Origin of the sequence: Dyadobacter sp. Leaf189, from assembly GCF_001424405.1 — a bacterium.
In the GTDB taxonomy this organism is placed as follows: Bacteria; Bacteroidota; Bacteroidia; order Cytophagales; family Spirosomataceae; genus Dyadobacter.
On record NZ_LMPS01000005.1, the window covers coordinates 401,488 to 418,985 of the forward strand.

Sequence of the window (17,498 nt, forward strand, 5' to 3'; positions counted from 1 at the left end):
AATGTTTTTAAGTTGCCCCTTTTTTTCTGCAAAATCAACTGCGCCAGTGCAATCCTTTATTTACTTCAATTTAAACCCGAATCCCGCCTATTCTGACTGTGTATTTGTGCTTTAAAGCCAGTCAGGTAAGTAAAGCAGGGCTGCTGCCGTATTTAGGTTATATTCAATTCATCTACCCAAACACATCTGTGAACCCTTTCTCCAAGACCATCTTTTTCTCATTTGCATTGCTTCTGCTCGTTTGCGGCGGCTGCCAGGTTGCTAAAAATTCCACCCGGCGCGGACTGCAGAACCTGCAAAATGAAGACCTCATGTACCAGTATTCCATCATCGATGCATTAATGGCGGGCGTATTTGACGGAGACCTGAATATCGCCGGTTTGAAAACGCGCGGCGACTTTGGGGTAGGTACCTTCAATAAAGTCGACGGTGAGCTGATCATGGACAAGGGCCGGGTGTATAAAGTATCCTTCGACGGCTCCGTGAGTGAAGTAAGCGATGCAGACAGTACCTCAGCCGCATTTGTCAAATACTTCAAAGCAGATACCGTCATCACACTTACCGGCGAGAACCTGAGCTATGAAAATGTACAGGAGCATTTACTCAAAATCCTTAATCCCAATGGTATATACGCGCTGCGGATCACAGGTAACTTCACGACGATGACAACCCGCGCCGCGCGGCCAGCCAAGCCTCCTTATCATACACTGACCCAGCATTTGAAAACAAACCAGGCGGTGTTTGAAATCAAAAACACGCAAGGTACCTGCAACGGATTTCTGCTGCCTCCGTACCTCGCCAGGACCAATGTGCCGGGCTTTCACCTGCATTACCTGTCGGGCGATATGAAAGCGGGCGGACACATATTCAAGTTTACCACGGGTTCCGTTCGCATTGAGGTTGATATTGCAAAAGGCTTTGTCATCGAAAACAACACAAATCCCGAATTCCGGGCAGTAAACCTTAAACCGGATCGCGGGGAAGAGTTGAAGAAAATTGAATAGTTGAAGCTATATTTATGCCTCATTTTTCAATTTACAGCCAGTGAAAAAATTTGCGGGATACCTGCTTTTAATCGGACTGAGCGCCTGCTCTGCGTTCGGGCAGGTTACTTATTTCGGAGATATACTTGGGAAAGAATTCAAACAGGCCACCATTGTACAGCCCGCCGACTATGAAGGTAGTGTAACCTGCACGATCATCCGGAAACTGGCAACTCCGAAGAGCAGCAAGGCCGTTTTGTACGTGCACGGATTCAACGATTACTTTTTCCAGGAAGAAATGACAGAGCGCTTTCTCAAAGAAGGCTACAACTTTTATGCAGTCGACCTGCGGAAATACGGTCGCTCCTGGCTCGCGCACCAGAAGTTTAATAACGTAAGAGAATTGTCTGAGTACTTTCCCGACATTGATACTACCCTGCACATCATGCACAGCGAGGGAAATGATAAGGTACTTTTAATGGGGCATTCGCTCGGCGGGTTGATCGTGTCTGTGTATGCAGACGCCCGGAACGGACGCGAGCAGTTTGACGCAGTGCTGCTGAACAGTCCGCTATTTGCATTAAACATCAAATCAGGACTGAAAAAAACAGCGCTTCCGTTGATGATCAAACGCGCCGAAAAACATCCGGAAACGGGTATCGATCTCGGGATCAATCCACTTTATGGAGAAAGCCTGCATAAAGATTACCACGGTGAATGGGCATACAGCCTCGGCTTTAAGCCGCTCATTGCGCCGCCGGTCAACTTTGGCTGGGTGCGCGCGGTGCATCTGGCGCAGGAAAAGTTGCTGCAAGGCTTGCAGATCGACAAACCGGTGCTCGTACTGCATGCTTCCAAATCCATCGACGAAAAGAAATGGAGCGACCTGTTTTTCAATGGCGACGCAGTGCTGGACGTGAATGAAGTGGCCCGGCGCGCGCAGAATATCGTGGGGCAGTACAGCATTCAGGCGGTACCCGGCGGCATGCACGATCTCGTTCTTTCGCGAAAGCCTGTGAGAGAAGAGGTATATTCAACGATTTTCAACTGGGCGAAAAGAACGGTGAAGTAAGTGTGTTAACCCACAAAAAAGCCGGAAGTACCCCAGGTACCTCCGGCTTTTTTGTGAGTGATGGTCAGAGCGCTCAGGCAGTGAATGTGAATGCTTTTCGGAGCAGTTCAAGACTCTTAGGCACCGAAGTTTCCGGGTTTTCCTTGCCCTCCATTTCGAGCGATACAAAACCTTTGTAGTTCGCCTTCTGAAATATCTTGCCGATGCGCGTATAATCCATTTCCTTATCATAAAACGTCCCGCCGCCATAGTAGGTTTTGGCCTGAACAATGGTAGCATAAGGCGCCAGCTTTTCGAGTCCGGCATAAGGTTCACCCACGAAATTGCCGGTGTCCACATTCAGTCCCATGGAAGGGGAGCTTTTCAGCGCATTGTACATTCTGAGTAGGTACTCGATGTTGGAAGACAGTCCCCAGTGGTTTTCCAGGGCAAGTACGATCCCCGCTTTTTCGGCGTATTGGAGGCATTCGCCCATTCCGTCGATGGTCCATTTGATCCCGTCTTCATCAGTGTATCCCTCAATGGGCGGCTCTACGCCATGGGTATAGTAGTCGGTCTGGCGTTTGTTTTTAATGGTGCCCCAGGAGCCCGTGTTCATGCGCACGCAGGGAATACCCATTTGCGAGGCAATATTGATGCATTTGTAAGTATGCTCGATATCCGCTTTCCGCTTGGCTACATCAGGTTGCAGAAAATTCTGGTGAATGGATAGCAGGGGCATGGCGAGGCCGCTGTCAAATGCAAGCCGCTTTAATTTGTTCTGGTAAGCCACCGAATCTTCAGTCATCTGGCGGTGGAGTACTTCCACGCCGTCAAACCCGATCCTGGCTGCATTTTCGATCACTTTTTCGATCGGGTATTTGGTACCTGTCAGTGGCCAGTAAGAGTAGCTGGAAACTGCGATAGGCAATCTTCTGGTCACAACCGGCTTTTTCTCAGGTGCCGCCATTGCCACCGTTCCCGTCAGTACACCAGCCGCCATCGCAGCCGATTTTTTAAGCCAGTCCCTTCTTGAATCCGACGTTTCAGAAGCTGTAAAATTTTCCATTGTTAAAAAGGTTGGTGGTAAGCAATAGGATCAGGAATTCTGTTTTGCAATAATGTAAATTCAATTCGTATAAAAAAATGAATGCAGCTGCTGGACAGAGACGATCGCGGCAACTGAAATGAAGGTTGGTAAGGAACTGTGGCGCTGAAACGGAATACAATTCAGGCTAAAATATCTATAATTGTCCTCAAACAGTTACTTAGCCAATTCGTCATGAAAATTAAAAAAGCAGTATTTCTTGCATCAAATGCCTTGTTACTAGCCACATACGTCCATTCTGTGCAGGCAGAGCAGGCACCGTTCAATCACACGGAATTGGTGGCAGATCACCGGCAAACGGTACCTGATTCCATTGATTTGTCAAAAATTCCTTTCAGCGAGAAAGAACTGGGAGAATTTCCCTTTTTGAAGCTTCCTGCAAACATCACTACGCTCAACAAACCACTTACACGTGAGTTTGACAGGCTCTTTTTTCCCTACAAAGGAGTGATGATCCCCGTTGAAGGCCACGTTTACAAAGCATTTCTGACCAGCGTGGAAGGAAAGGAATGGTCACTTCCGTATTTTGAAAAAACCTATCGCGAGCAGATCATCGCCGCTGGTGGCGTGCTGATTTTTAGTGGAAAAGTAGCGCCTTCAGAGCTGAACCGGATCAAAGATGAAGCCAGCTATTTCGGAGAAGAAGGGTCCATTGATTATGCCAATACGCTCGTGAGAGTATACGCGATCAGGAGAAAGACCGGCGACCATGTGTTCATTCAATTTTCAGGATACAGTTCCGGCGGCTCCATTCAGATCCTGCAAAAAGAAGCTTCCAAATAGCTGCAAAGCCAGCCTCAAACAAAAGTGCCACGTGGTTTCTGACCACGCGGCACTTTTGTTTGGTTTTGATAAAATCAAAACTTAAACGAAATCCCTGCATTCACAGAGTAATCGGCAAATGCAGCGTCGCCCCTTGCAAATGTGCCTGTGGCCGCTGAATAAGCTTTGTCAGTTACGCTCTGCGTACGGTTGCGAGATAATGCCACCGGCACACTCACGAAAAAGCCGAATTTTCCGGAAGAGTAGCTGATACTCGGTTCAATGCTCCACACATATCCTGGTCTGCGGAAATCACCGCTTCCACCCACGAGATCGTGCACGGGTATACCTTCGAGGCGCGCGCCCGCTGCCGCTGTCAGTCCGCGTACAAGTCCGTTTATCGCGTAGCTGACGCCACCACGTGCCATATACTGGTCAGGAACGCTCATAATTGCCTCGTTGGCAAGTCTGGGAGAAAGCGTCTCACGGTAAGTTCTCACCCCGTTTTGCTCGCGTGGATTGATCAGGTAATAGAAGTTTCCGTACACGCCGAAGTTGTGCGTGAGGTTATAATAGGTATTTGCCTCCACTGTAAAGCCGGTTCCGCCATCGCCCAGCTGAATGGACTGGTCTACCGGGCGAAGCTCTTTACTTCCATTCGGGCCCACATTGTACCAGTAGTCCTCGTATTTATAATCGCCGGTCGGCAGCTTGATACCCAAACCCAGCTGAACATTACCGCGCGCACTTGTTTTAGGATCAAAAAGCCACCGGTAAGCCGCCACGCGCAAGTCGCCGATACCGAAAGAATGCATGCTGTGACGCTGATTGAATTTGTTGGCGCCATTGATCAAGCCGTGCTCGTAAAGCGAGGAACGCGCATTGGAAATAATCGGTAAGTCGATCATAATGGACCAGCGATCATTTAAAATCCGCGTCAGGTTGATGTCCAGCGATGCAGTATGGTTAATCACTTCCGTATGCTGCACGAGCCGCTCTTTGTTCTCGGTGGTACCCGAATAATGGCGGAACGATTTGAAGTAGCGTGCGCTGGTGGTCAAAACCCATTGCGGGTGGTCGGTACTGTCTGCGTGAGCGAGCATGCAGGCATTTCCGGTGCTCCGAATCGCCACACAGCCTTGTGCATGAGCGTTGAAGGAAACGAAAGAAGCAAACAACAATGCGAACGCGAGGTATATATGTTTTTTCATGTTTGAATGGAATAAGCCGGATAGGAGATTTTAACACGACAGCCACGGAAACTCAAAGCGGGCGCAATGCCGCCATGTTACCTGGTCTGCCGGATGTTTTGTGTAAAAATTAAAAAGGGGCTTATGCCTGATCGGGAGGGGGGCAAAGGGGGGCCACCGGAGGGCAACCTGCCGAAAGCAGATAATTGTCACTGATCTGCACACCAGCCGGAATCCATTCCAGGATGTAGAAAATGTGCTTTCTGTTATTGGCAAGATAATCTTTAAGGAAGGATTTGAGGATAACGGAACGAGGGCCTTTTTGCGGCCGCGCTCCCGCAATCTCATCCTGGATCCGCGACACTAATGCAGTGTAACGGTCACGCGCATTCTGGTCAAATTCGCAGTGTACGTAGAGCGTATCATTGATCAGCTGCTTGGTCTTCATCTGGTAATGCAGCCCCTTATGCCGGATTTCACCCTCGACAGGCTCCGCATTGTCCCAGCTGACCTGATAAGGCACATTCACAGGCACTTTGATCACGATATCCCCGCCAAAACCACCCTGCGCGGCGTAGTTCCCGCCGCCGCCCGACATCGCCGGTGTTTCTTCCAGCAGGTACACAACCGAATAGCCCGCTGTATTATACAGCAGCAGACCAAACAGCAGAAGTGACAAAAGCCGGTTCAAATTGAAAGGGATTGATCTTTCAAATGTATAAAAAAATGGGAGAATGTTTATTGGGGCTTAGGTATTAGCTGTTAGCTGTTTGCTGGTATACTTCGGCTATCGGCTTTCAGACTTCGGCTTTTTTTGAATTACGCTGCCAACAGCCAATAGCCAACAGCCAATAGCCAACAGCTAATAGCCAACAGCTAATAGCTAACAGCTAATAGCTAACAGCCGAAAGCCGAAAGCCGACAGCCGACAGCCGAAGTAACATCAGATTCCCTTTTTTCATACTTTTGCGGCCGTTACGCTACATCACCAAAACTATTAACCAATCATCATGACGGGTATTCCCACGTTCGAAACCCCTAAATCCATCTTTCTTGTTGATGATGACGAGGATGATCGAATGCTCATTAAAGAAGCCCTTGAACAGGTGATGCAGGACGTCACTATCATTGAAGTGAACGACGGCGTCGAGCTGCTTGAACTGATGAACCGCCCGGCCAGCCTGCACGAACCCGCATTGATCGTCATGGATATGAACATGCCGCGCATGAGCGGTCTGGAAGCATTGTCCGTCATCAGGAGCAGCAGCAAACTCCGGCACGTACCCATCGTAATGTTGTCGACCTCCTCCAATCAGGACCTGATTTTCAAAGCCTATCGCCAGGGGATCAATGCTTATATTACAAAGCCGGTATCCTACAATGCGTACAGCAAACTTGCCAAGTCGATCAGCGTTTCTTTTCTGAACAGTTACCCTGTACAGGAGGAAGTTGCATTGCCCGAAAACCTCGAAGGCAAGAACATCCTGATCGTGGAAGACAGCGACGACCACTGGGAACTGATGAATATTTCTTTACGAAAGATCCTGCCGCATGTACATATCACGCGTTTCAGCGACGATAGTACGGCACGCGAGTACCTGCGCGACAACATCGACGTATCCCCGTTTCCCATTGACATGATCATTTTAGACTTGTATCTGCCTACCAAACAGCAGGGGCTTGATCTTCTGAGTACGATGAAAAGCTCTGTGAAGGAGCTGCCGTTTGTACCAGTGGTTGTTTTCAGCTTTTCGGATAACCCGGTCGATATACGTGAAAGCTATTCCCATCAGGCGAATGCATTTGTGATGAAGGGAAAAAACCTGAGAGAATCCATGCAGCTCTTCCGCCAGCTGTGTGACTTTTGGTGGAATACGATTTCGTCGCCTGCGCGGGTTTAGTACTTTTCATCAGCCTTTTAGTCAGTTAAATGGGCGCTTGCATTCGCCCGCAGCGGTTTGCAGGCAGGCATTTTATTCTCTGAAAATTTTGATAAGCCGCATTTTCAGATAGTTTTGTCGAAACTTTAGGGGTGTCCCGATATGCGGACTGAGATAATACCCTTTGAACCTGATGCAGCTAGTACTGCCGAAGGGAAAAGTAAGAGATACTGCTATTGTATCTCAATGAATCTTTCCATAAAGGTCCATTCCTGAAGTTTTTCTCACAAAACGTTTTTCAGAATGGAAATCACAGTTAACGATCAATCCTGCGAAATTCCCGACCATTATTCGGTGCATCAGCTATTGTCAGGATTCTTTCCCGACAGCCTGAAAGGCGTTGCCGTAGCGATCAACCAGTCCGTGCTGGCAAGGTCTGAATGGGAGCGCCGCAAGCTACAGCCCCACGACCGTATTACCCTGATCAAAGCCACCCAGGGAGGATAACTGCCCGTTTCTTCAAAATTCAGTTTACCAATATTCACCCGAACCGCTCTGGATCAGCCGCGGTTCACCAATCCTGTACGTTATGAAAATTGAAAAAACACCTGAGAGCGGCGTGGTTACGAGGACTCCTTTTCCTAATTCGCGTAAAGTGTATGTGCCAGGCAAGCTGCACAACATTTCGGTAGCAATGCGAGAAATTGCATTAAGCGACACCAGGATACACGGAAAGCCCGGCGCGACGGAGCCTAATGCACCTGTAACCGTATACGATACCAGCGGCCCTTTCACCGATCCGCACATTGATATTGATGTAAAAAAAGGCCTGCCGCAACTCAGGTCGGAATGGATCCGGGCGCGGCAGGATGTAGAGCAGCTTGAAGCGATATCTTCCAGCTATGGGCGGCAGCGGCTGTCCGATGTTCAGCTCGATCACCTGCGGTTTGCACACGTCAGCAAACCGCTGCGCGCCAGGTCCGGGTGCAACGTATCGCAGCTTCACTATGCCAAAAAGGGGATTATCACAGCGGAAATGGAGTACATCGCCATTCGTGAAAACCAGCGGATCGACCAGTATTTTAGTGAAATGAATGGACGGGCAGGCGCATTGTCACATCAGCATCCAGGTCAGAGCTTTGGCGCAAATACCCCTCAATCTTTCATTACCCCTGAGTTTGTACGGCAGGAAGTAGCAGCCGGGCGCGCTGTGATCCCCTCCAATATCAACCACCCCGAAAGCGAGCCGATGATTATCGGGCGCAACTTTCTGGTGAAGATCAATGCCAACATTGGTAACTCTGCGGTGTCGTCGAGCATTGAGGAAGAAGTGGAAAAAGCCGTATGGGCGTGCCGCTGGGGTGCAGATACGATCATGGACCTGTCAACGGGCAAGAATATCCATGAAACCCGCGAGTGGATTATCCGTAACTCGCCCGTGCCCATTGGTACCGTGCCGATCTACCAGGCGCTGGAAAAGGTGAATGGTAAAGCGGAGGACCTGACGTGGGAGCTGTTCCGGGACACGCTGATCGAGCAGGCGGAACAGGGAGTAGACTACTTCACAATTCATGCCGGCGTTTTGCTCCGCTACATTCCCCTAACTGCCAGGCGCATTACGGGGATCGTGTCAAGAGGAGGTTCCATTATGGCCAAATGGTGCCTCGCACATCATAAGGAAAACTTCCTGTACACGCATTTTGAGGAGATATGCGAGATCATGAAAGCTTATGATGTGGCTTTTTCGCTGGGTGACGGATTGCGCCCGGGCTGCATTGCCGACGCAAATGACGCCGCGCAGTTTGCAGAGCTGGAAACACTGGGCGAGCTGACCAAAATCGCCTGGAAGCACGACGTGCAGACGATCATCGAAGGTCCGGGCCACGTGCCGATGCATTTAATCAAAGAAAATATGGAAAAGCAGCTGGAACATTGCAGCGAGGCACCTTTTTACACTTTGGGGCCGCTTACGACTGACATTGCACCGGGTTACGACCATATTACCTCCGCCATTGGCGCCGCGATGATCGGCTGGTTTGGTACCGCCATGCTCTGTTACGTGACGCCGAAAGAACACCTCGGGCTACCCAACAAAAAGGACGTGAAAGACGGAGTAATCACCTACAAGATTGCCGCGCATGCAGCGGATCTGGCCAAAGGTCACCCGGGCGCGCAGTACCGCGACAATGCATTGAGCAAGGCGCGGTTTGAGTTCAGGTGGGCAGACCAGTTTAACCTCTCCCTCGATCCCGACACAGCCCGGGAGTTTCACGACGAGACATTACCTGCCGAAGGCGCCAAAATCGCACATTTCTGTTCCATGTGTGGTCCGAACTTCTGTTCCATGAAGATCACGCAGGATGTGCGCGAGTATGCGGAAGAAAATGGAATGCTGACCGAAACAGCGATTGAAGAAGGTATGCAGGTGAAAGCACGTGAATTTGCACAGAAAGGCAGCGAGATCTATTTATAAGTATGAAAATCATCATCATATCCCGGCCCGACTTCTTTGAGGACGAAGCAGCACGGATCAATGCGCTGTTTGATCAGGGAATGCAGCTGCTGCATTTGCGGAAACCAGATTGTAGCAGGGAAGAGCTCGCCTCACTGCTGCGTGACATCAATCCTGTCAACTATCCAAAGATCGCGTTGCACCAGCACCATGAACTCGCAGAGGAGTTTGGTATCAAAAGGCTGCATTTCCTGGAGCAGCTCCGTTTGGAACAGACAGAAGAATTGCTTCAAGATCAAAAATTACGAGGCTTTACACTCAGTACTTCCATTCACAATCCTGATGAACTGGCATGGTTGTCCAATGCATTCAGCTACACATTTTTAGGCCCGGTTTTCGATAGTATTTCAAAACTAAATTACCGCGCCGCATTGCCGGAGAATTTCAAGCTAGATCGTCTCAGTTTCAAAGGGGAAGTAATCGCAATCGGCGGGATCAATGACTCTAAATTGCAGGCTGTATATCAAATGGGCTTCAATGGCGCCGCACTCCTCGGCAGCATCTGGCTAGATCCCAACAATTCTCTTAACAGAATTGGCAGGCTGCAATTTATCTCTCAGGAAAATGGAGCGATCTCGCATCTGGATAGTATCAGCAGGGCTTTGGAGGCGGGTTGCCGCTGGATACAGCTTCGCGTGAAGAACAAGCCCGAGGAGGAAGTGCTGCAACTCGCCTGGGAAGCTACCCGGCTGTGCGACCGATATGGCGCGAAGCTGATCATTAATGATTTCCCAAGGGTTGCGCAGGCAGTGGAAGCCTACGGGCTGCATCTTGGACTCACGGATATGGCTGTTCCACAGGCGCGTGCATTGGTGGGAAGCCGAATGGTAATCGGCGGCACGGCCAATACCTGGGAAGATATCGTTCTCCGCGTGCAGGAGGGTTGTGACTACATTGGCCTGGGGCCATTCCGGTTTACTACTACCAAGCAAAACCTCAGTCCGGTACTCGGGCTGGAAGGTTACAGTGCGCTGATGCAAAAAATGGCTGCGGCAGGATACAACACACCTATTATCGCGATCGGGGGCATTGTTCCTGATGATGTACCGGCCTTGCTCGCAACCGGAGTACACGGTGTCGCTATGTCGTCGGCGCTTATCAATGTGCCTGATCCGCAGGTTATTTTTCACCAAATTCAGAAAGCATTATGTTGAAAATTGCAGATAAAACATTCAATTCCCGCCTTTTTACGGGCACGGGTAAGTTCAGCTCTTCGCAAATCATGGAAGAAGCCCTGCTTGCCTCTGGTTCCGAGCTGGCAACCGTCGCTTTACGGCGCGTGGATATTCATAGTAGCCAGGATGACATTCTCCTGCATTTAAATCATCCCCAAATCAACCTTTTGCCCAATACCTCCGGGGTAAGGACAGCCAGGGAAGCCGTTTTCGCGGCGCAGCTCGCCCGGGAAGCATTGGAGACAAACTGGCTCAAACTCGAAATCCATCCCGATCCCAAGTACCTCATGCCCGATGCTATTGAAACACTGAAAGCGACAGAGGAGCTGGCAAAGCTTGGGTTCGTCATTCTTCCTTACATACACGCCGACCCGGTGCTTTGCAAGCGGCTTGAAGAAGCAGGAGCAGCCGCCGTAATGCCGTTGGGCTCGCCGATAGGCAGTAATAAAGGATTGAAGACGATTGACTTTCTCGAAATCATCATTGAACAGAGCCAGGTACCCGTGGTGATCGACGCGGGAATCGGGGCTCCTTCGGACGCAGCCAGGGCAATGGAGATTGGAGCCGATGCAGTGCTGGTAAATACAGCAATAGCCTCTGCCGGAGATCCGGTACAAATGGCGCGTGCCTTCCGCATGGCCGTAGAGGCAGGCAGAATGGCATTTGAAGCAAAATTAGGAAAACAGGGAAGCCAGGCTTCTGCCAGCAGCCCGTTAACAGCGTTTTTAGATGAGCTTTAAGCAAGTTTTTGAGCAACATCCGTGGGAAGAGGTGAAGGCCAGTATTTACGCAAAAACCGCCTCGGATGTAGAAAAGGCACTTTTATCGGAAAAGCGAACACTGGAAGATTTTAAAGCGCTGATATCTCCTGCTGCTACCGCCTACCTTGAACCTATGGCGCAGCTGAGCCGCAAGCTGACTCAGAAGCGTTTTGGCAAGACTATTCAGATGTACATTCCACTATATCTTTCGAATGAATGTACCAATATCTGTACCTATTGCGGATTCAGTTTGGATAATAAGGTTCGGCGCAGGACACTCTCGGAGGCTGAGATCTTGCAGGAGGCAGAGGTGATCAAAAAGCTGGGCTACGAACATGTGCTGCTGGTAACAGGAGAGGCAAACCAGACTGTTCACGTGGATTATTTCAAAAAAGTGCTGCGCCTGCTGCGGCCACATTTCTCAATGATCTCGATGGAAGTGCAGCCGCTCGACACCGAGGAATATGGAGAGCTGATTCCGCTGGGACTGAATACCGTATTGGTTTACCAGGAAACCTACCACCAGGAAGATTACCGTAAACATCATCCCAAAGGCAAAAAATCCAACTTCCTGTACAGGCTGGAAACACCCGACCGGCTCGGCAAAGCGGGCATTCACAAAATGGGATTGGGTGTGCTGATCGGGTTGGAAGATTGGCGGACAGACAGCTTTTTTACCGCATTGCACCTTCAATATCTTGAAAAAACATATTGGCAAACGCGGTACAGCTTGTCTTTTCCGCGCCTCCGTCCATTCTCCGGCGGACTCGAACCAAAAGTTGAAATGTCGGACAGGGAACTGGTTCAGCTTATTTGTGCCTACCGGATCATGAATGAAGAAGTGGAGCTTTCCCTTTCAACCCGGGAGTCGGAGAAGTTCCGCGACCATTGCATTCAGCTGGGAATTACCTCGATCAGTGCGGGTTCCAAGACCAACCCCGGCGGCTATGCGGTGGAAGCGGGCTCGCTGGAACAATTTGAGATCTCAGACGAACGTTCACCCGGGGAAATCGCCCGGGTGATACGAAACAGCGGCTATGAGCCCGTTTGGAAGGATTGGGACACTTATATGCAGGGCAGTATGGCTAATAGTTAGGATTTTGTCTGATATTCGGATTGGCGAGGATTTCACTTTGGGGAATGGGCCAGAGGTAATCCCGTTGCGGATTGTAAGCCCGTTCCTCGACTTTTACTGCCACGCCCGTTTCCGGGTTTGTAGCCCCGTAAACCTGTCCGTTCATTACCTTATCAACAATCCCCCAGCGCCGGATGTCATAGTAGCGCTGTCCTTCAAAAGCCAGCTCGGCCTGGCGCTCGCGGCGGATCAGCTCGCGCATTTTGGCTTGTGAATTGTACACCTTAACATCCACATTGGGCATATTGGAACGGTTCCTTACCATATTGATGTACTTCGTCACATCGGGATTGTTCCATTCACCGGACTCAATCAATGCCTCGGCGTAGTTCAGCAATACCTCTGCATACCGGACGATCATAAAGTCCAGCGAGCCACCTCTTGGCTGCCGGTCACGCGGGTCGAGGTACTTCTTGATCCAGTAACCTGTTGCAGTCGACTTTTCCAGACCAATGCGGTCGGGGTTGGTGGGAGAGCTGTTAAACGGATCTACTTTGTAGGTATTGTCAACGAAGTTCTGTCCCGAGAACAGGACTGAAGCTACCAGTCGCGGGTCGCGGTTGTTGCGGTAATTCGGGTTTTTACGGTAAATAGCCAATGAATCCGCGCCAAGTTCGGCCAGTGTTTTTCCTTGTCTGGTTTCCCAGTTCTCCACTACTGTGCTGGTTGGCGAAGTGTAAGTTTCTCCGCCAATACCAAAAGGTGCAAACCGCGTCCAGGCAATGCTGGCACCGCCCGGGCGAATCATGATCCGCTCGTTGTTGAGCATTCCCGTGTAGGTAAACAGCTCTGCAAGGTGGTTGGCCCCTGCGGTTTTGCTGGTGTAAAGCTGGTATATGTTCTTATCGATAACAGCTTTGGATGCATTTTTAGCCAACTCAAAATCTTTGTAAAACAATGCAAGCCGCGCGATCAATGTCCAGCAGGCCGAGCTGTTTACCCGCCAGAACTCGTCATTCGTGTAAGTATCCGGCAGGTTCTTGGCGCATTCGGTCAGTTCTGAGATAATGAAATCGTACACTTCCTGTTCGGTATTGCGTGAAAGCGTATTTTCATTGGGTGTAAGTGATTTCGTTACAATGGGAATTGCACCGAAAAACTGGAACAGCTCCATGTGATAGTAAGCCCGCAATGCCCGCGCTTCATACTTCATGCGCGTTTTCAGGCCTTCGTCCATAAAGCATTTATCAACGTGTTCGAGAAAACGGCTCGCGCGTCGGGTACCCGAGAAGTCGGAACTCCAGAACCAGAGTGCAGTACTCCAGTTGCTGTTGTGTACCCCGCGTGTAAATTCCTCATAGGCACCAATGTAGTCGGCGCGGTGTACGGCCTCGTCGCTCAGGCCGGAGATAATCATGATATTGCTCGTATTCAGCGGCATATCGCGACCGTTCGTTCCACCCGGCAATGCGTCATAGACGATTTTCAAAGCATCCCGTGCGTGGGTCTCTGTTTCCCAGAATTTATCATCTGTTATACCAGTCGGGTGATTTTGGGTCAAAAAATCTTCGCAGCCGGTGAATGCGGTCAGTAGTACCAGCGTCAGGCAGATCCTAGTTATCTGTTTCATATTGGAATTTGTCAGAATTTTACGTTGATACCTACCGTGTACACTTTCATAATGCCGTAAGTCCATTGGTTACCCAGACTCTCCGGGTCCATCAGCTTCATAGGTGTAAAGACGAAGGGGTTTTGTGCATTCAGGTAAAACCGCGCAGCCGACGCGCCTACCTTGCGTACTGCATTCACAGGCAGGTTGTACCCCAGCTGAATGTATTTCACCCGACAATAAGCTCCGTTCTGGATCCAGAAATCGGACGAAAGCTTGTTGTTGGCAGGCGTGTTGGACAGCCTTGGGAAACTTGCATTGGTACGTTCGGGAGTCCAGTAGCGCTGCGAATAGTAAATGGTGGGTACACCGCCGTCTGCCGTCTGGTCGAGCGGGTAGGCGAGCATTCCTGTGAGCCGCTGATCGCTTTTGCCGGTACCTTGCACCAGTATTTCGACATCAAATTTCTTGTGAGCCAGCCGCAGGTTGGTAAAGTAGTTGAACATCGGTACCGGGTTGCCGATCGCTTCCTGATCCGGCGCGTCGATTTGTCCGTTTCCATTCAGGTCCACATACCGGATATCGCCGGGTTTTGCACCGACTACTGTTGGCAGTAAAGGCATTCCTTCACTGTTGAAATCGCTTTCCTGCAGTAGCCCGGCACTGCGGTAGCCGTAAATGCTGCTGATTGGACTGCCTTCCTGGTTGATTGACGTGCTGGTGAGATACGGACCGTTTTGCAGTTTGATAATGCGGTTTTTGTTGTACGAGACGCCCGGCTTTACAGACAAATTCCAGTTAGAGCCAAGTTCTTTGAAGTAGTTGAGCGAAACTTCCCAGCCGCGGTTTCTCACCTTTCCTGCATTAATAGGCACATTTCCCATTCCGCCCACGTAGGAAACCTGCGGATTGAGGATAATGTCTTTGGTCATCTTGTCATAATAATCGAAGATCAGTTCAAGCGAGTTACCAAACAGTCCGAGGTCGAGGCCAACATCAAAAAGCCCGACGGTTTCCCAGGTGATATCCGGATTGCCCCAGATGTTTTCGTATCCGTTGGTACCCTGCACAAGCGTCTGGTAGCGGTAAAGCCCGATGTTCTCATTTCCCAACAATCCGTACGACGCCCGCACTTTCATGTTGTTGACAAACTTCACGTTTTTCATAAACTCCTCCTGGTGCACATTCCAGCCGATCGCCGTAGAAGGGAAGAAGCCCCATTTGTGCCCAGGGCCGAATTTGGACGAACCATCCGCGCGCGCAGTCGCCTCGATCAGGTACTTGTCTTTGTAAGAATAGTTCAGCTTCGTATAACCCGAAACCATTGTATTTACATCCCATGATCCTGCACTGTTCTTTTCAGTTGAAAACCCGCCAAATGCGTAGAGCCGGTGATCGTTACGGGTGAAAGTGTAATCCGCATTGGCCGCCAGGTACATGTAAGTAGCTCTTTCGAAAGTGCCCGAGCGCGTTACACCCCAGCTTTGCACAAGCTGGTTGGTGCCGTAGTCGAAGAAGTTGTAAGCATCTGCCACTGAGCGGCGCTGGTCGCTGTTCAGCCGGAAGCTGAATTGTCCTTTGAGATTGAAATCCGGGAAAACTTCCCATTTAGGCTGCATATTGATCATCGCCTGAGCACTTTCAAAGTCGCGGTACCCACCTTTCTCAGCATAGGCCAGCGGATTCACAATGTCTGCATAGCGGCCGTACATGGTCCTGCCGTTTTTTTCAGGGTATTTTGGTAAAATGGTAGGAGGTACCCTGTACACATCTTCCAGTATCCGGTTACCAAAGCCTGAACCTTCGTCGGGCCGGAAGTTGTTGCGGGTATTTCTTTTTATGGCTAACAGATCTACATCAAAAACAAAGCTTTTGTTGACGGTAATGGAGGTATTCGCGCGGATATTAAAACGGTTCATTTTGTTCAGGGGGATCATTCCATCCTGAAACATATAGTTGGCTGTCACCGCAAACCGCGCCAGGTTATTACCGCCGTCAAGTGAGATTGAATGGCTGGTAATGGGTGAGTTTTCTTTCACGATCAGGTCGACCCAATCGGTGTTCGGGTACAGGATAGGGTCGGAGCCGTCCTGGGTTTTGCTGATCACATCCTCGGAGTAAAAAGGCTGGTTACCCGAGTTGACGCGCGCTTCATTGTACATCCGCATGTACTGCGGTGCATCCACAAGCTCCTGCAGGTAAGTAGGGGACTGGCTGCCCACATATCCGTCGTAAGTCACGCTGATCTTGCCCGGCGTTCCCCTTTTGGTAGTTACCAGGATCACCCCGTTCGCGGCTCTCGCGCCATACATTGCCGAAGCTGCCGCATCTTTCAAAACGGTCACACTTTCCACGGTAACCGGATCTATGTGGTTCATATCCATGGGGATACCGTCTACCAGGATCAATGGATTGGAGTTGCCGAGTGTACTGATCCCCCTGATCTTGATCGCCGCCGCATCACCGCCCGGCATACCCGAGCTTTGCTGCACCTGCAAGCCGGTTACACCACCTTGCAGCGACTGCGAGAGTGTAGTAATGGGTTTTCCACTGATTTGCGAAGCTACGTTCAGGGAAGAGATTGAACCGGCAATGTGCTTTTTCTTCTGCTCGGTTTGTCCGACTACAATCGCTTCGTCGAGGCTGGCTACTTCTTCCTGCAATGCGATGATCAGGTTGGAATTGGCAGATTTGGCAAGATGCTCCACGCTCTTGTGGCCTACCATTGAAAATACCAGTATTGCATCCCTGGGAACATCAATAGCGAAGTAGCCGTTTTCGTCTGTCGAAGCACCGTCGGTAGTGCCTTTTACAGCGATCGTAACGCCAGGCAGCTCGCGCGGCGGCTCGTGCGTGTCGAATACCTTTCCTTTAATCGTGATATTGTCCGCAGTAACCCGTGCTTTTTCAGGAACGGATGCAGCTGCCGGCTCCGGACGCGCCGGAATGGCGGGGAAAGTTTGTGGCTGCGTTTCTTTCTGCTGCGGGCTCAAAGGCGCAGGTTTCATGAAATCCCTGCTTTTACGCTGGTCAACCAGCATGTAAGTGCCCTTTTTTACCTTCATAAACCCGATGCTTGTGGATTGCAGCAGCGTTTTCAGGTTACTTTCAAAAGATACACCCGAGCGGATCGCATTGCCCGGCACAAGTACTTCCGGCAATATCTTTTCTTCAAACAGAAGGTCCACGTGGTACCTGTCTTTCAACAGCAGCAGCATGTCTTTCAGCGACATAGCCCGCTGAGGTTCGACGCGTTGCTGGGCCGGGTGACTTTTCAGCTTGGCCAGCAGCTGGCCCGATACCAGGGTAGGTAATGTACTGACTGCAAGCAAAAGGAATAGCCGCCGGACCAAATGTAGTCTTTTATGCATAATCAGTGGGTTGTTTAAGGG

At 50.3% G+C, this 17,498-nt stretch carries 14 protein-coding genes and 1 riboswitch; of the genes, 9 read left to right on the top strand and 5 right to left on the bottom strand.

Annotated elements, in window-relative coordinates; translation table 11 throughout:
* The first annotated feature begins 188 nt into the window (after positions 1 to 188).
* Positions 189 to 1,004, top strand: a complete 816-nt coding sequence (gene budA / locus ASG33_RS16060; RefSeq protein WP_229238676.1) for an acetolactate decarboxylase — start codon at positions 189 to 191, stop codon at positions 1,002 to 1,004.
* Between the two features lie 40 nt (positions 1,005 to 1,044).
* Positions 1,045 to 2,055 (top strand): alpha/beta hydrolase, encoded by a 1,011-nt coding sequence (locus ASG33_RS16065; protein ID WP_056287399.1) that lies wholly within the window; start codon positions 1,045 to 1,047, stop codon positions 2,053 to 2,055.
* 73 nt (positions 2,056 to 2,128) lie between these two features.
* On the opposite strand, the gene ASG33_RS16070 is transcribed toward ASG33_RS16065, so the two are convergent.
* Positions 2,129 to 3,103 (bottom strand): sugar phosphate isomerase/epimerase, encoded by a 975-nt coding sequence (locus ASG33_RS16070; RefSeq protein ID WP_082489266.1) that lies wholly within the window; start codon positions 3,101 to 3,103, stop codon positions 2,129 to 2,131.
* 213 nt (positions 3,104 to 3,316) lie between these two features.
* Between ASG33_RS16070 and ASG33_RS16075 the strand changes: the two genes are divergently transcribed.
* Positions 3,317 to 3,925, top strand: a complete 609-nt coding sequence (locus ASG33_RS16075; protein ID WP_056287400.1) for a hypothetical protein — start codon at positions 3,317 to 3,319, stop codon at positions 3,923 to 3,925.
* A 74-nt stretch (positions 3,926 to 3,999) separates the two neighbouring features.
* Here ASG33_RS16075 and ASG33_RS16080 read toward each other — a convergent pair whose 3' ends face one another.
* Positions 4,000 to 5,115, bottom strand: a complete 1,116-nt coding sequence (locus tag ASG33_RS16080; RefSeq protein ID WP_056287402.1) for a hypothetical protein — start codon at positions 5,113 to 5,115, stop codon at positions 4,000 to 4,002.
* A 121-nt stretch (positions 5,116 to 5,236) separates the two neighbouring features.
* Complete coding sequence (locus ASG33_RS16085) at positions 5,237 to 5,773, bottom strand: hypothetical protein (protein WP_157474812.1); 537 nt, start codon at positions 5,771 to 5,773, stop codon at positions 5,237 to 5,239.
* 331 nt (positions 5,774 to 6,104) lie between these two features.
* Between ASG33_RS16085 and ASG33_RS16090 the strand changes: the two genes are divergently transcribed.
* From ASG33_RS16090 to thiH, 6 genes are all read left to right on the top strand, one after another.
* Positions 6,105 to 6,995 (top strand): response regulator, encoded by an 891-nt coding sequence (locus tag ASG33_RS16090; protein ID WP_056287407.1) that lies wholly within the window; start codon positions 6,105 to 6,107, stop codon positions 6,993 to 6,995.
* 117 nt (positions 6,996 to 7,112) lie between these two features.
* A riboswitch (TPP riboswitch) is annotated at positions 7,113 to 7,208 on the top strand.
* A 69-nt stretch (positions 7,209 to 7,277) separates the two neighbouring features.
* Positions 7,278 to 7,481 carry a sulfur carrier protein ThiS gene (thiS, locus tag ASG33_RS16095; RefSeq protein WP_056287409.1) on the top strand — a complete coding sequence of 68 codons (204 nt, stop codon included), beginning with the start codon at positions 7,278 to 7,280 and terminating at the stop codon, positions 7,479 to 7,481.
* A gap of 82 nt (positions 7,482 to 7,563) precedes the next feature.
* On the top strand, positions 7,564 to 9,447 hold the full coding sequence (gene thiC, locus ASG33_RS16100; RefSeq protein WP_056287410.1) for a phosphomethylpyrimidine synthase ThiC: 1,884 nt from the start codon (positions 7,564 to 7,566) through the stop codon (positions 9,445 to 9,447).
* 2 nt (positions 9,448 to 9,449) lie between these two features.
* Positions 9,450 to 10,640: a thiamine phosphate synthase gene (locus tag ASG33_RS25605; protein WP_082489267.1), complete on the top strand. Its 1,191-nt coding sequence runs from the start codon at positions 9,450 to 9,452 to the stop codon at positions 10,638 to 10,640.
* Positions 10,634 to 11,401 (top strand): thiazole synthase, encoded by a 768-nt coding sequence (locus tag ASG33_RS16110; protein WP_056287412.1) that lies wholly within the window; start codon positions 10,634 to 10,636, stop codon positions 11,399 to 11,401. Before ASG33_RS25605 ends, ASG33_RS16110 begins: the two co-directional genes overlap by 7 nt.
* Complete coding sequence (gene thiH, locus ASG33_RS16115; protein ID WP_056287413.1) at positions 11,391 to 12,518, top strand: 2-iminoacetate synthase ThiH; 1,128 nt, start codon at positions 11,391 to 11,393, stop codon at positions 12,516 to 12,518. The genes ASG33_RS16110 and thiH overlap by 11 nt, the downstream gene beginning before the upstream one ends.
* Here the strand turns inward: thiH and ASG33_RS16120 are convergent.
* Positions 12,508 to 14,127 carry a RagB/SusD family nutrient uptake outer membrane protein gene (locus tag ASG33_RS16120; protein ID WP_082489268.1) on the bottom strand — a complete coding sequence of 540 codons (1,620 nt, stop codon included), beginning with the start codon at positions 14,125 to 14,127 and terminating at the stop codon, positions 12,508 to 12,510. The two genes, thiH and ASG33_RS16120, sit on opposite strands and share 11 nt — an antisense overlap.
* An 11-nt stretch (positions 14,128 to 14,138) precedes the next feature.
* Entirely contained in the window at positions 14,139 to 17,477 is a 3,339-nt protein-coding gene (locus ASG33_RS16125; protein ID WP_056287419.1) for a TonB-dependent receptor, read from the bottom strand.
* Between the last annotated feature and the right edge of the window lie 21 nt (positions 17,478 to 17,498).

Excerpts from the sequence above, each read along its gene's own strand:
- ASG33_RS16125 (WP_056287419.1), bottom strand. The coding sequence starts at position 17,477 with ATGCATAAAAGACTACATTTGGTCCGGCGGCTATTCCTTTTGCTTGCA.
- ASG33_RS16110 (WP_056287412.1), top strand. The coding sequence starts at position 10,634 with ATGTTGAAAATTGCAGATAAAACATTCAATTCCCGCCTTTTTACGGGC.
- ASG33_RS16080 (WP_056287402.1), bottom strand. The coding sequence starts at position 5,115 with ATGAAAAAACATATATACCTCGCGTTCGCATTGTTGTTTGCTTCTTTC.
- ASG33_RS25605 (WP_082489267.1), top strand. The coding sequence starts at position 9,450 with ATGAAAATCATCATCATATCCCGGCCCGACTTCTTTGAGGACGAAGCA.
- ASG33_RS16075 (WP_056287400.1), top strand. The coding sequence starts at position 3,317 with ATGAAAATTAAAAAAGCAGTATTTCTTGCATCAAATGCCTTGTTACTA.
- ASG33_RS16120 (WP_082489268.1), bottom strand. The coding sequence starts at position 14,127 with ATGAAACAGATAACTAGGATCTGCCTGACGCTGGTACTACTGACCGCA.
- ASG33_RS16070 (WP_082489266.1), bottom strand. The coding sequence starts at position 3,103 with ATGGAAAATTTTACAGCTTCTGAAACGTCGGATTCAAGAAGGGACTGG.
- thiH (WP_056287413.1), top strand. The coding sequence starts at position 11,391 with ATGAGCTTTAAGCAAGTTTTTGAGCAACATCCGTGGGAAGAGGTGAAG.
- thiS (WP_056287409.1), top strand. The coding sequence starts at position 7,278 with ATGGAAATCACAGTTAACGATCAATCCTGCGAAATTCCCGACCATTAT.
- ASG33_RS16090 (WP_056287407.1), top strand. The coding sequence starts at position 6,105 with ATGACGGGTATTCCCACGTTCGAAACCCCTAAATCCATCTTTCTTGTT.
- thiC (WP_056287410.1), top strand. The coding sequence starts at position 7,564 with ATGAAAATTGAAAAAACACCTGAGAGCGGCGTGGTTACGAGGACTCCT.